Origin of the sequence: Kaistia terrae (assembly GCF_026344005.1) — a bacterium.
Lineage (GTDB): Bacteria > Pseudomonadota > Alphaproteobacteria > Rhizobiales > Kaistiaceae > Kaistia > Kaistia terrae.
Window position 1 is genome coordinate 57,581 of sequence record NZ_JAPKNH010000008.1, and the last position, 13,550, is coordinate 71,130.

Annotated in this window: 10 protein-coding genes; 9 read left to right on the plus strand and 1 reads right to left on the minus strand. The window is 65.5% G+C overall.

The features are described 5' to 3' along the window. Positions 1–43: 43 nt before the first annotated feature. Entirely contained in the window at positions 44–3,067 is a 3,024-nt protein-coding gene (locus tag OSH12_RS20020) for an alpha-mannosidase (RefSeq protein WP_266345388.1), read from the plus strand. Positions 3,068–3,159: 92 nt separating this feature from the next. Beyond that, positions 3,160–4,419: an ROK family transcriptional regulator gene (locus OSH12_RS20025; protein ID WP_266345389.1), complete on the plus strand. Its 1,260-nt coding sequence runs from the start codon at positions 3,160–3,162 to the stop codon at positions 4,417–4,419. Between the two features lie 36 nt (positions 4,420–4,455). On the opposite strand, the gene OSH12_RS20030 is transcribed toward OSH12_RS20025, so the two are convergent. Continuing rightward, positions 4,456–5,571: an ROK family transcriptional regulator gene (locus OSH12_RS20030; protein ID WP_266345390.1), complete on the minus strand. Its 1,116-nt coding sequence runs from the start codon at positions 5,569–5,571 to the stop codon at positions 4,456–4,458. Positions 5,572–6,011: 440 nt separating this feature from the next. Between OSH12_RS20030 and OSH12_RS20035 the strand changes: the two genes are divergently transcribed. The 7 genes from OSH12_RS20035 (at position 6,012) to OSH12_RS20065 (ending at position 13,358) form a co-directional block, all read left to right on the plus strand. Next, a complete protein-coding gene (locus OSH12_RS20035) occupies positions 6,012–7,277 on the plus strand; it encodes an ABC transporter substrate-binding protein (protein ID WP_266345391.1) in 1,266 nt (421 codons plus the stop codon). A 262-nt stretch (positions 7,278–7,539) separates the two neighbouring features. Then, entirely contained in the window at positions 7,540–8,487 is a 948-nt protein-coding gene (locus OSH12_RS20040) for a carbohydrate ABC transporter permease (RefSeq protein WP_266345392.1), read from the plus strand. Further along, positions 8,480–9,382, plus strand: coding sequence for a carbohydrate ABC transporter permease (locus tag OSH12_RS20045; protein WP_266345393.1), 903 nt, complete (start codon positions 8,480–8,482; stop codon positions 9,380–9,382). The genes OSH12_RS20040 and OSH12_RS20045 overlap by 8 nt, the downstream gene beginning before the upstream one ends. Before the next feature lie 61 nt (positions 9,383–9,443). Continuing rightward, positions 9,444–10,553, plus strand: coding sequence for an ABC transporter ATP-binding protein (locus OSH12_RS20050; protein ID WP_266345394.1), 1,110 nt, complete (start codon positions 9,444–9,446; stop codon positions 10,551–10,553). A gap of 25 nt (positions 10,554–10,578) precedes the next feature. After that, complete coding sequence (locus OSH12_RS20055) at positions 10,579–11,343, plus strand: SDR family NAD(P)-dependent oxidoreductase (protein ID WP_266345395.1); 765 nt, start codon at positions 10,579–10,581, stop codon at positions 11,341–11,343. Positions 11,344–11,386: 43 nt separating this feature from the next. Next, complete coding sequence (locus tag OSH12_RS20060; protein WP_266345396.1) at positions 11,387–12,370, plus strand: sugar phosphate isomerase/epimerase family protein; 984 nt, start codon at positions 11,387–11,389, stop codon at positions 12,368–12,370. Positions 12,371–12,548: 178 nt separating this feature from the next. Beyond that, positions 12,549–13,358 carry an SDR family NAD(P)-dependent oxidoreductase gene (locus OSH12_RS20065; protein WP_266345397.1) on the plus strand — a complete coding sequence of 270 codons (810 nt, stop codon included), beginning with the start codon at positions 12,549–12,551 and terminating at the stop codon, positions 13,356–13,358. Positions 13,359–13,550 lie beyond the last annotated feature (192 nt).

The window sequence follows — 13,550 nt, forward strand, 5'->3', positions numbered from 1 at the left end:
CCTTTCCATTGATCCATACCCCTATCCGAGACGGAGAATTCCCATGTCCCTGACCCTCCAGCAGCGGCTCGCCCGCATCGACGTCCGCGTCGAGGAACTGGGGTTCTGGCGCGAGCGCGAGACGCTCGCGGTTGAAAACTGGCAGTTCGAGGGCGCGCCGATCGCCATGGGCGGCTTCTGGCCCAAGAAGGACGGCACCGTCACCTTCGACACGGAAGCCTCCGTCCCCGAGCATTGGTCGCTCGAGGATGTGCGCCTTCTGATCGATGTCGGCGGCGAGAGCCTGATCACGCTGACGCCCGTCGGCGCAGGCGCTGAAAAGCGCTTCGGCCTTGACCCGTTCCACCAGGAATTCCCGGTCCCCGGCCGCCGCTTCAAGATCCATGTCGACTCCGTCGCCCGCCTGCCCTTCGGCGAGCCGGTGCGCGAGCCGCGCCTGACCCGCGCCCATCTGGCCTGGATCGACCAGCCGGTGCATGAACTGGCGCTGCTGCTGCGCCAGGTTTCGGAAGCAGCCCACTTCCTCGGCGCGCACGAGGTCGTGCCGCACCTGATCACCGCGGCCGAGAACACCTTCGCAGCGCTCGACTGGCCCTCGGCGACGCAGGACTATGTCGCCCGCACGGCGCCGCAGCACGGCCAGCAGAAGATCTGGCAGTTGCCGCCGCTGAAAGCCAATCCGGAAGGCCTGCGCCAGGATCACCGCGCCAGCGTCTCGCGCGCACTCAAGGATCTGACCGAAGCGCTGAAGGGCCTGAAGGCGCGCTATCCGCAGCAGGGCAAGCTCGGCATCACCGGCCACGCCCATATCGATCTCGCCTGGCTCTGGCCCTATGACGAGACCCGCCGCAAGGCGCGCCGCACCTTCAACACGGCTTTGCGCCTGATGGAGCGCTTCCCCGATTTCGTCTTCAACCAGTCGACCGCCGCCTATTACGCGCAGATCGAGGAAGACGACCCCGCGCTGTTCAAGGAGATCCAGGCTGCGGTGAAGAGCGGCCAGTGGGAGACGATCGGCGGCATGTGGGTCGAGCCCGACACCAACATGCCGACCGGCGAAAGCTTCGTGCGCCAGATCCTCTACGGCCAGCGCTATTTCGAGGAGAAGTTCGGCGTCCGCCACCGCGTCTGCTGGCTGCCGGACTGCTTCGGCTTCTCGCCGGCCCTGCCGCAGCTTCTCCAGCAGGGCGGCATGGACTCCTTCTTCACCATCAAGGTGAACTGGTCCGAGACCAACAAATTCCCGCATGATTTGTTCTTCTGGGAAGGCCTCGACGGCAGCCGCGTCATCGCCCACACCTTCGACAATCCGGTCCGCGGCTATAACGGCTCGACCGAGCCCGAGGCGCTCCTCGGCACCTGGGGCAATTTCGGCGCCAAGACCATCCATGACGAGAGCCTGCTCGCCGTCGGCTATGGCGATGGCGGCGGCGGCGTGACGCCGGAAATGCTGGAGCGACAGGCGCAACTGGCCGATTTCCCGGCGATCCCGACGCTCTCGCCCGTCCGCGTCGAGGACGTCTATGCCCGCATGCACGCCATCCCCGCCGCCGAGATCCCGGTCTGGCAGGGCGAGATCTATCTCGAGCTGCACCGCGCCACGCTGACGACGCAGAGCCATACCAAGCGCCTGCACCGCCATGCCGAGCGTGCGCTGATCACCGCCGAGACTGTTGCCTCGCTCGCCAACCTTTTGGGTGGCGCCCGGCCGGAGAACCTGGAAATCGCCTGGCGCAAGGTGCTCAAGAACGAGTTCCACGACATCCTGCCCGGCTCCGGCATCCGCGAGATCTATGACGATGCCGAGCGCGAGCTTGGCGAGGCGCTCGCCACCGGTCACGAGGCGCAGCAGGCCGGTCTCGCCGCGCTGGTCGGCCAATTGCCGAAGGGCGAGGCGAAGAACGCGCTCGTCGTCGTCAATCCCGACCTGCATGCCCGCCCGGTCCGGGTCGAACTCGACGGAAAGGCGATCTCCGTCGACGCGGTCGTGCCGCCGCTCGGCATCCTCGTGCTCGACGACAAGGATCTGGCGCCCACCGCCGGCCTCAGCGTCTCGAAGCAGAAGCTCGAGAACAGCCTGGTCCGCGTCACGCTCAATCCCGACGGCACGATCGCCAGCCTGTTCGACAAGCGCAGCGGCCGCGAGGCGCTCGCCGGTCGCGGCAACCAGCTCTGGGTCTATCCGATGGACAAGCCCCGCAACTGGGACGCCTGGGACCTCGAGGACGACTACGCCAAGCATGGGCTGGAGCTGACCTCGTTCGAAAGCTTCGAGGTGACCGAGTCCGGCCCGCACCGGGGCTCCATCCGGATCGTGCGAAAATTCCGCGACTCGACCATCACCCAGACGCTGCAGCTCTTCGCCAACTCACCGCGTCTCGACATCCAGACCGATCTCGACTGGCATGACCGCCGCGTTCTGCTGCGGACGCTGACGCCCGTCGATATCCGCTCGGATCTCGCCACCTTCGAATGCGCCTTCGGCGTCGTCCGCCGCACCACCCACAACAACACCTCGTGGGACGAGGCCAAGTTCGAAGTGCCGGCGCATCGCTTCGCCGACCTGTCGGAAACCGGCTTCGGCGTGGCGCTGCTCAACAACGGCAAGTATGGCCACAGCATCAAGGGCAATGTGCTCGGCCTCAGCCTGCTGCGCGCGCCGATCTACCCGGATCCGCTGGCGGACGAGGGCGAGCAGAGCTTCGTCTACTCGCTGCTGCCGCATGCAGGGGCCTGGCACGAGGGCGGCGTGCGCGAGGAAGCGCTCGACCTGAACCAGCCGCTGCTCGCCATCCGCGCTTCCGACATTGCGACCGGCGCGCATACCCCGATCGCCGTCTCCGGCGTCGCGGCCGGCCTCGGCGGCCTCAAGGCCAGCGAAGACGGCAAGGCGCTCGTTCTGCGCGTCTATGAGCCGGCCGGCGGTCGCGGTCGCCTCGACATCACGCCGAAAGACGGCTGGCTGCTGTCCGGGCCGATCAACATTCTGGAAGAGGCCGTCGATCGCGCCGCCGGACCGGACCTGAACCCGTTCGAAGTCCGTAGCTGGCTCATCAAGCAGAGGTAGGCTCCGGTCATTCTTGACAAGTTAGCCAAGCTTGCTCTCTATCCGCCGGCGGAAGATCAACCATGATCTCCGCCGGCGGCCCTGACATCCCTATGAAATCAAAGACGGCTCCAGGCGACCTCGCCGGCTCGAATTCCGGGCTGGCGGCGAGCCATAACCAGGCGGTGATCCTGCGCACCATTCGCTGGCACGCGCCGATTTCCCGCACCGAACTCGCCGCCCGCTCCGGCCTCAGCAAGCAGGCCGTCGCCCGCATCACCGAGAAGCTGATCGATGACGGCCTCGTCGTCGAGGCGCGCCGGCGCTACGGCATGCGCGGCCAGCCGGCGATCGAGCTCGAGATCAACCCGGAAGGGTGCTTCGCCGTCGGCGTCGGCTTCGGCCGCGATCACCTGACCATCGTCGCCGTCGACGCCGTCGGCACGGTGCGCGACCGCATCCACCGCGAAACCCGCTTCATGCTGCCGGACGAATTCTTCGCCGAGATGAAAGAGGCGCTGAAGACGTTCCGCCGCCGCCACGCCATCGACGAAACGCGCCTTGCCGGCATCGGCGTCGCCTTTCCCGACTGGCTCGGCGAAATCCCGTTCATCGGCATGCCGGAAGCCTACCGGTCTTGGCGCAGCGTCGACGTGCGCGAGCGCTTCGCCCGCATCACCAGCCATCCGATCCTGATCGACAACGACGCCACGGCGGCAGCGATCGGCGAGCTGACCTATGGCCTCGGCGTCGAGATCCGCAGCTTCTTCTACATCTTCTTCGGTTCCGGCCTCGGCGGCGGCCTGGTGCTCGACGGCGCCTGCTATCACGGCACCACCGGCATCAGCGGCGAAATCGGCTGGCTGCCAGTCACCCTGCCGGACGCGCCGGCCGGCCAGCGCGTGCAGCCGCTCGGCCAGGTCGTGTCTCTGTTCATCCTCTACGATTACCTCGCCAGCCACGGCATCGCCGTCGAGCGGCCGCAGGAACTGTTGACGCTCGACGCGCGCGGCAAGCTGCTCCTGACGCAATGGCTCAGGATGGCGGCCGGCCATATCGCGGAAGCGGCGATCGACATCGGCCTCTTGATCAATCCCGACGCCGTGCTGATCGGCGGCCGCATCCCGGTGACGATCATCGACGAGTTGCTCGGCTATGTGCGCGAGGCACTGTCGCGCGACCTCCGGCCGACGCCACGCATCCACCGCGCCGTCGGCTCGGAAGACGCAGCAGCGCTTGGCGCCGCCACCATGCCGCTGTCGCACGCGCTGCGGCTCGAATCCGCCGACCCTGCGCAATTGACCCGCTCGCCGCTGCGCAGCGACGACACAAGGCCGGGTCGGGCGGCGGCGCCCCTCCTCACCTCTCCCTGAGGGAGAGGTGAAGAACTCCACGGCGCGACGCTGCCTTTAGGGCCGGAACGGCCGGCGCGGATCGGGCAACAGGAATTCCAGGAACGGCATCGCCGCGATCCCCAGCAGGACCGCGTCCTGCGCGAGGGAGCCGCGCGCGATTTCGGGCAGCCAATAGGGCTGCGTCGGCTCGACCATGCGTTCCTGCCGGCCCGCGCCCAGCCGCTGCACCAGCGCGTCGATCCATCCGGGCGGCAGACGGCCGCCGACATAGATATCGCGCGGCGCGATGAAGGCGGAGATGGCGATGATCGAATCCATCAGATGGGCGCTGGTCTCCTCGATCCAGTTCGCGACCACGGGATGATCCGCGCCCTCCCCCTCCAGCCCCCGCAGAACCGCTGTCGAGGCGGCCTGATCCAGCAGGCGCCCGTCCTCGCCCGTCCGCATGGAACCAACACGGCCCGCCTTCTGGTCGACACCGTTGAAGACGGAGCCGCCGATGATCATGCCGGCGCGTGTCGAGGCGCCCAGCAGGATGTAGACGAAGCTGTCGCCGGCCTCGGCAACGCCGAACTGTCGCTCGCCTAGCGCGGCCGCGATGGTGTCGGGCTCGACGATGACCGGTAGCGGCGCCAGCGACGCGCGGACGGCATCCGCGCAATCCAACGCCGTAATCCCGACGCCCATGACACGCGCAGTCGTCTGATCCGCCAGCCGCTCCAGCGCCTCGGACGCCATATCAATCACCGTCGACGCCGCATCCCCGGCCTCGACGGGGTGCTCCTTGCGGAAAAGGACATGGCCGGCGAGATCGATGGCGATGAGGCGCGCCATGTCGTCGGTAACGTCGATGCCGAGCGCCACCGCCCCTTCCGCCACCATGCCGAAGCGGTTCGCGCGGGATGATTCGGCCGTTCCCTCGCGAACCAGGCCATCGGCAACAAGCTTGCGGACGATGTTGGTGATGCCGGGAACGGTGAGCCCGGTCAGCTTGGCCAGCTCCAGCCGGCTCATCGCCCCTGTGCGACGCAACCCCTCCAGCGTGACGCGCAGATTGTGGTCGGCGGCATGGACGAGGTTTTGCCCGGCAGGCGAATAACCCGCCCGCTCGGACGACGCTTCCGGCGCGGGATAGGGCTGCGGGGACGAGGTAGGTTCGGTCGTCATCATCCTGCTTCCACGGCGATGCAACGCCCCATCGGGCCGCCCTTTGCGAGAATTCGTCAAGGCCCCGCCCCTGCGGTCGAATCGATCCACCCGCGAAATCCGGCCCGGCCACCGGCGCGGGACCGGCTGCCCTCTTTTAGTGCATTTGGGATCTTGCCGCTTGCTTGACTTGCCCCGCGCCGAGAGGGCGGCGCAACATTTTCAAGATGGCTGATTGACCAAGACGTTAGCTCGATCCGCCTTGGCGGTTTTAGCCGGTATCAAGCAAATATATGGCGGTGCAGCGTAGATAATCAGATGGTTCGGATGCGTTGACACATTAATATGTTCATCTTAGAAAAAAAGAGGCGTCAGATCGCGGGGAAATGAACTGAAAGCCACAAAAAACAAGTAACCGCGCAAACCGGTCGCAAGTATCGGGCGGACCATCCAGGGAGAGAACCATGACATTCGCATTGAAGGCGAGCGCTGGTCTATTGACCTTTGCCCTCCTGAGCGGGACGGCGATCGCCGAGCCCAAAACGAATTTGCTGCACCAATGGGCGACCGGCTCCGATGCCGCCGCCGTCGCCAAGCTGGGCGAGATGTTCACCGCCGCCGGCGGCAAATGGGAACAGACCTCGATCGCCGGCCACACGGCCAACACCCTTGCCAAGCTCCGCGCCGACGTGATCGCCGGCAATGCCCCGCCCGCTGTCCAGCTCAAGGGTCCCGAGATCGTCGAGTGGAACGCGACGGGCATGACCGCCAATCTCGATGAGCTTGCCGCGGCCGAAGGCTGGGAAAAGGTCGTCGCGCCCGAACTGATCTCCGTGATGAAGCCGACCGGCAACTGGGTTGCCGCGCCGATGAACATCCACCGCATCAACTGGCTGTGGTCGTCGCCGAAGGTACTCAAGGAAGCCGGCGTCGACGCTGTGCCGAAGACCTGGGCCGAGTTCAATGCGGCCTGCGAGAAGGTCGTCGCGGCGGGCAAGATCTGCATCGCCCATTCGACCGCCGACTGGACCGATTCGACCGTGTTCGAAGTGGTCGTCTACGGCCAGGACATCGATCTCTACAAGAAGGCCTTCGTCGAGGGCGACGTCGATGCCCTGCGTAGCGAAGGTATGGTCAAGGCCCTGACCCAGCTTCGCCTGATGACGTCGAAATACATGGATCCCGGCATGGTTGGGCGCGATTGGGACACCATGTCGGCCATGGTCGGCAAGGGCGACGCCGCCTTCCACATCATGGGCGACTGGACCATCGGCCTCTTGACCGCGGCCGGCTTCAAGGAAGGCACCGACTACACCTGCAGCCAGGCGCCGACCGACTGGGGCAAGCCGGGCTTCATCCTGAACGCCGACTCGGTCGTGTTCTTCACCCAGAAGGACCCGGACTACGTCTCCGGCCAGCAACTGCTCGCCAAGACGATCCTGTCGCCGGAATTCCAGACCGCCTTCAACCAGGCCAAGGGTTCGATCCCGGCCCGGATGGACGTCGACCTGTCGTCCGGCTTCAACCCCTGCCAGCAGCTGTCCCAGAAGGATCTGCAGGCATCGATCGATGGCGGCACGCTGGTCCGCTCGATGGCCCACAACATGACGATCCCGCAGAAGTACCGCGGCGCGATCATGGACACGGTCACCGAGTTCGTGAACACGCCCGCCATGACGCCGGAACAGGCGGCCACCGCGATCGCGGATGCCGTCGAGGCCCAGATGTAACGACGTCTCCGGGCGCGATGCCTCGGCGTCGCGCCCGATCCTTCGTTGCATCAAGTCACATCGATCTTGAAACACCAGCGCCATTCTCACCGCTCGCCTCACGGGAGAGGTCGACGCACGCAGGGCGGCGGGTGAGGGTTTACGGCCTCACCGGATGGTTCCCTAAACCCTCACCCGGCTCTTCGAGCCGACCTCTCCCGCCGGGAGAGGTGATAGCCAGATTCACCAAGGTGGATACGGCTCACAACGGACAGGGCCAGTAATGTCGAGCATCGATACGGATGTCGGCCGGAGAACCGGGCAGGCCAATCCGGGACCCTCATGGCGCGAGCGCCTGACCAAGGCCTTGCCTATCTTCGTTCTCGTACCGTCGCTCGCGGCGTCGTTTGTCTACATCTTCGTCTTCACGAGCTGGACGCTGTACATCTCGCTGTCCAATTCGTCGCTGTTGCCGAGCTATGGCTTTGTCGGTCTCGACAATTACGCCTCGCTCTGGAGCAACCGGCGCTGGAACATCGCCTACAGCAACCTGTTCTTCTTCTCCGCCTTCTACATTGTCGGCGCCATGGCGATCGGCCTGGCCCTCGCCATCCTGATCGACCAGCGCGTGCGCGGCGAGGCGATGTGGCGGACGATCTTCCTCTATCCGCTCGCCGTCTCGTTCATCGTCACCGGCACGGTCTGGAGCTGGCTCTATAATCCCGTCGACGGCATCCAGATGCTGGTCAGGAGCCTCGGCTGGACGAATTTCAACTTCGCCCTCGCCTCCGACCGCAACACGGCCATCTACGCGATCATCATCACCGGAATATGGCAAAGCTCCGGCTTCGCCATGGCGCTGTTTCTCGCCGGATTGCGCTCAGTCGACCAGGACCTGATCAAGGCGGCGCAGATCGACGGCGCGTCGACCTTCCGCACCTATCGCAAGGTGATCCTGCCGGTGATTGCGCCGATCTTCCTCGCGGTCGCGGTGATCCAGATCCAGTTCGCCATCAAGACCTTCGATCTCGTCGCGGCGCTGACGCGAGGCGGCCCGGGCATCTCGACCACCTTCCCGGCGATCTATGTCTACGACCTGATGTTCCAGCGCGGCCAGATCGGCGAAGGCGCCGCCGCCGCCATGATGATGCTGGCCGCCCTTGCCGTCGTGCTGGTGCCCTACTCGTTCTACGTCGTCTGGCGTCACCGCAAGGAGAGCCGTCATGGCTGATGTCGCGCTCGACCGGGCCCATGACCGCGAGGCCACGATGGCCGGCCGGCGGCATTTTGCCAGCCGCGTGATCATCTATGCGCTGCTGACCATTTTCGCGGTCATCTACCTCGTGCCGTTGCTGATCCTCGTCTTCAACTCGTTTCGCGAGCAGCCGGAGATCGCCCGCAACGGCCTGATCGCCTTCCCCCGCAGCTTCCAGCTCACCGCCTGGGCCGACGCCTGGAGCACCTATTGCATAGGCGGCACCTGCGAGGGCATGCGCCGCAATTTCATGAACTCGCTCTGGATGGCGATCCCGGCGACAATCATCTCGACCATGCTCGGCGCCATGAACGGCTACGTACTGTCAAAATGGCGTTTTCGCGGATCGGATGTGCTTTTCACGCTGATGCTGCTCGGCGTCTTCATGCCGGGCCAGATCGCGCTGATGCCCTGGGCCTTCATCCTCGGCAAGCTCGGCCTGACCAACTCGACCTACGGGCTGATCCTCGTCCACGTCGTGCAGGGCATCTCATTCACCACCCTGTTCTGCCGCAACTACTACGTCTCGATCCCGGACGACCTGATCAAGGCGGCGCGCATCGACGGCGCCGGCTTCTGGCGGATCTTCCGCAAGATCATCCTGCCGCTGTCGCCGCCGATCCTGATCGTCACCGTGATCTGGCAGTTCACCGGCATCTGGAACGAATATCTGTTCGGCGTCGTGTTCACCTCGGGCCGCGAACAGCCGATCACCGCCGCCCTCGTGGCGCTGACCGCGAGCGGCACCAATGTCCGCGCCTATGACGTGATGAGCGCCGCCGTGCTGATCGGCGCCCTGCCGCCGCTGCTCGTCTACTTCCTCGGCGGCAAATATTTCGTCCGTGGCCTGACCCAAGGCGCGATCAAATGAGGCGCGATCCAGTGATCCGCGCGAAGCAAGACCCGGTCGCGACCCAATCGATGAGGCCTGCATGTCGTCCCTGACCATCCGCAATCTGCGCAAGAGCTTTGGGGCCGTCGAGGTCCTGAAGGGCATCAACATCGAGGCGCAAGCGGGCGAATTCATTGCGCTGGTTGGTCCGTCCGGCTGCGGAAAATCGACCCTGCTCGCCATGATCGCCGGGCTCGAAACAGTGTCTGAGGGCGAGATCCGCATCGGCGACCGGCTGGTCAATTCGGTCGCGCCGAAAGACCGCGACATCGCCATGGTGTTCCAGTCCTACGCGCTCTACCCCACCATGACCGTGCGCGAAAACATCACCTTCGGCATGGAAAGCCGGGGCGTGCCGAAGCCGCAGCGCGACGAGGCAGTGAAGCGGGTCTCCGCCCTGCTGCAGATCGAGCCGCTGCTCGGTCGCAAGCCCGGCCAGCTTTCCGGCGGCCAGCGCCAGCGCGTCGCCATGGGCCGCGCGCTGGTGCGCGACCCAAAGCTGTTCCTGTTCGACGAGCCGCTTTCCAACCTCGACGCCAAGCTTCGCGTCGATATGCGCACCGAGATCAAGAAGCTGCACCACCGCGTCGGCAAGACCACGGTCTATGTCACGCATGACCAGGTCGAAGCGATGACCCTCGCCTCGCGCATCGCCGTGATGCACCAGGGCCAGGTGCAGCAATTCGACGAGCCACAGACGGTCTATGACCGGCCGGCCAACATGTTCGTCGCCGGCTTCATGGGCTCGCCTGCAATGAACTTCATTCCCGCCGAAGTCGGCACAGACACGGATGGCAAGCCCGCCGTCTCGATCAAGACGGCAGGCGCCAGCACGACGATGCTGGCGCTGCATGAGGGTGTCAGCGGGATCTCCACCCGCAACGTCATCCTCGGCGTCAGGCCCGAGCACATCTTCCGCTACTCGCCGGAACTGAAGGCAGCGAAACCCTCCATCGCCAAGGTCGACGCTCCCGTCGAAATGGTGGAGCCGACCGGGGCCGAGACGATCGGCTTCATGCGCTTCGGCGATCTGGAGGTTGTCGGGAGATTCGACCCGGACGAAGCGCCGCGCATGGGCGAGACGATCACGCTCGGCATCGACATGTCCCATGCCTGCCTGTTCGACCCGATCACCAAGAAGCTCCTCTGAGACCCCACCGGACAGGCCAGCCTCCATGACTTTTGCCAACTACCCCAGTCTCTCCGGGCGCGTCGTCTTTGTGACCGGCGGCGCCTCCGGCATCGGAGCCGACATCGTTCGCGCCTTTACCGGATCGGGGGCCAAAGTCGCCTTCGTCGATATCCAGGAAGAAGCCGGCCAGGCGCTCGCCGCCGACCTCGCCGGCGCGGAACATGGCCCACGTTTCTTCCGCTGCGATCTCACCGACATCGAGGCGACACGGGCCATCATCGCCGAAGTGGGTCGCCAGTTGGGGCCGATCGGCGTGCTCGTCAACAACGCCGCGAATGACGACCGGCACGAGATCGACGATGTGACGCCCGAATATTGGGACTGGTCGCAGTCGATCAACCTTCGCCCGCAATTCTTTACAGCCCAGGCCGTGCGACCGCAGATGCAGGCGCTTGGCGGTGGCTCGATCATCAATTTCTCGTCGATCGCCTGGCGCGGCGGCGCGCCAAACATGCCTTCCTACACCACGGCCAAGGCGGCGGTGCTCGGCCTGACGCGCAGCCTGGCGCGCGCTTTTGGGGCCGACAACATCCGCGTCAACGCGATCGAGCCCGGCGCCGTGATGACCGAAAAGCAGCACGCGCTCTGGTATCCGACGCCGGAAAGCGTCGAGGCCATGGTCAGCCGCCAATGTATCCGCACCGTCCTTCTCGGCGAGGAGATCGCGCGCACCGCGCTCTTCCTCGGCGCCGATGACAGCCGGATGATCACCAAGCAATCCATCACCGTCGATGGCGGCCTCCGCTAAGTCGCACCGCCCGAAAGCATCCCTTCGCCAGATCGGAATCGCCATGCTGCAAGTCGGACTGAACCCGTACGGATTGACCTACTATCTCGGCCTGCAGGGTCACGGTACGCCGCGAGCCAACCCGGACGGGCGCGGGCTCGACGGGTTTGTCGACCTTGCCGAAGAGCTGGGTGCGAAAACGCTGGAGATCTTCGAGCCCTGGATCGCGCGCCTCGACGACAGCGAAGTCGCGGCGCTGAAGGCCCGGCTTGCCGCGCTCGGCATGACGCCGGTGATCAGCAGCGGCCTGAACCACGGCCCGCTCGACAGCGCGTTTCACTCCGCTGAAAGGCTGGATGCCAAGCTGATCCGCGTCTGCCTGACCTCGGTGCTCTGCGGCGACCGCAACGCCTGGGGCGAGAAATGGCATGAGCTGGTGCGCGGCGTGCATGCGTCGCTGGCGCTCTATGCCCCGCGCGCGGAGGCCGAGGGCCGTACGATGGTGATCGAAAACCATCAGGATTTCACCAGCGATGAACTGGTCGGGCTTTGCGAGGAAGCGGGACCCAGTGTCGGCATCTGCTACGACACCGGCAACACGCTGCCGGTCGGCGAGGCGCCGCTCGATTTTACCCGACGCATCGCGCCCTGGGTCCGGCACGTGCACCTCAAGGACTACAACGCCCAGTTCACCGACGAGGGCTTTCGCCTGGTCCGCTGCGCCATCGGCGACGGCGCGGTGCCGTTTCGCGACGTGCTGGCGATTCTGGCCGAGCATCATCCGAAATTGACCGCCGTGCTGGAGCCCGGCGCGCTCGATGTCCGCAATGTGCGGCTGCTGACGCCGGACTGGTGGAACGGCTATGCGCCGCGCGCCGCCCGCTCGCTCGCCGCCTGCCTTCTGGCTGCCCGGCGAAACCGTCTCGCCGACGACGCCGACTATCGCACCCCCTGGGAGCGCGGCGAGGACGGCGCTCTCGTCGAATACGAACTCGCCATGATCCGCAAGAGCGTCGCCAACATGCAGGCGCTAGGCGTCATGGGCTGAACCACGGGGAGGTCTTACACCGCTCGCCTCGCGGAAGAGGTCGACGGCCGCAGGCCGGCGGGTGAGGGTTTAGGGCCTCACCGGAGAATTCCCTAAACCCTCACCCGGAGCTTCGCTCCGACCTCTCCTTCAGGGAGAGGTGACGAACAGAACCCTCGCACATAACAGGAGCTCGCCAATGAGCAAGGAACTCGCCGGAAAAGTCATCTTCGTCACCGGCTCGGGTCGCGGCCTCGGCCGCACCATGGCCGAGAAATTGGCCAGCCTCGGCGCCGACGTCGCCATCCATGATCTCGAATGGACAGGCCCGGCCAAGTATGGCGAGGCGAAGGACATGGGCGAAGTCGCCGAGCAGATCGCCAAGCACGGCGTCCGCACCGTCGCCGTCACCGGCAATATCGGCGATCCGGAAGCCGTGAAGAAGATGAAGGCGGAGATCGAGGCCAAGCTCGGCACCGTCAACGTGCTGGTCAATTGCGCCGGCGGCGACATCGGCGCTTCCGGCAACAAGCCGAAGCCGAACGACGCGCTCAATATCTCGTTCGAGGACATCCAGGTCCTGACCAACAACAATTTGATCGGCACCATGCTGGTCTGCCAGGCGTTCGTGCCGGCGATGGTGGCGGCGGGCAGCGGCTCGGTCATCAACATCGCCTCGGCGGCGGCGCATATGGGGTGCTCGCCGGAAGTGGTCTATTCGACGCTGAAGGCGGCCGTCGTGCATTACACGCGCTGCCTCGCCAAGGAGCTCTATGAGCAGGGCGTACGGATCAACGCCGTCAGCCCCGGTCCGACCAAGTCGGCCCGCTTCCAGGCAACGCGCGTCGTCGATCCGGCCAAGATGGATTCGTCAGGCGTTTCGTTCAACCGCTACGCGGAACCGTCCGAAATCGCCGACGCGGTCGCGTTCCTCGCCGGACCCGGCTCAAAATTCATCAACGGCCAGGTGATCCGCGTCGACGGCGGTCTGACGCTGTTCCCGGGGTAAGGGTTTCGCTTTGGGGCGGAGGGTGGCCCCGGAAGGGTCACCCTTTCGATTGACCGGTGTCTTGCTCGACGCTAGCCCCGCGCTCGGCGTCATCCCGGCCCCCGAGCCGGGATCCATTCAGCCGGAGCCCCATTCCACGCGGACCTCCCGATGGCTCAGCGGCATGGATCCCTGCTTTCGCAGGGATGACGG

What these genes read in the sequence shown, in the direction of transcription:
- OSH12_RS20050 (WP_266345394.1), top strand. Translation starts at nt 9,444, where the DNA reads ATGTCGTCCCTGACCATCCGCAATCTGCGCAAGAGCTTTGGGGCCGTC.
- OSH12_RS20025 (WP_266345389.1), top strand. Translation starts at nt 3,160, where the DNA reads ATGAAATCAAAGACGGCTCCAGGCGACCTCGCCGGCTCGAATTCCGGG.
- OSH12_RS20045 (WP_266345393.1), top strand. Translation starts at nt 8,480, where the DNA reads ATGGCTGATGTCGCGCTCGACCGGGCCCATGACCGCGAGGCCACGATG.
- OSH12_RS20035 (WP_266345391.1), top strand. Translation starts at nt 6,012, where the DNA reads ATGACATTCGCATTGAAGGCGAGCGCTGGTCTATTGACCTTTGCCCTC.
- OSH12_RS20020 (WP_266345388.1), top strand. Translation starts at nt 44, where the DNA reads ATGTCCCTGACCCTCCAGCAGCGGCTCGCCCGCATCGACGTCCGCGTC.
- OSH12_RS20030 (WP_266345390.1), bottom strand. Translation starts at nt 5,571, where the DNA reads ATGATGACGACCGAACCTACCTCGTCCCCGCAGCCCTATCCCGCGCCG.
- OSH12_RS20040 (WP_266345392.1), top strand. Translation starts at nt 7,540, where the DNA reads ATGTCGAGCATCGATACGGATGTCGGCCGGAGAACCGGGCAGGCCAAT.
- OSH12_RS20055 (WP_266345395.1), top strand. Translation starts at nt 10,579, where the DNA reads ATGACTTTTGCCAACTACCCCAGTCTCTCCGGGCGCGTCGTCTTTGTG.
- OSH12_RS20060 (WP_266345396.1), top strand. Translation starts at nt 11,387, where the DNA reads ATGCTGCAAGTCGGACTGAACCCGTACGGATTGACCTACTATCTCGGC.
- OSH12_RS20065 (WP_266345397.1), top strand. Translation starts at nt 12,549, where the DNA reads ATGAGCAAGGAACTCGCCGGAAAAGTCATCTTCGTCACCGGCTCGGGT.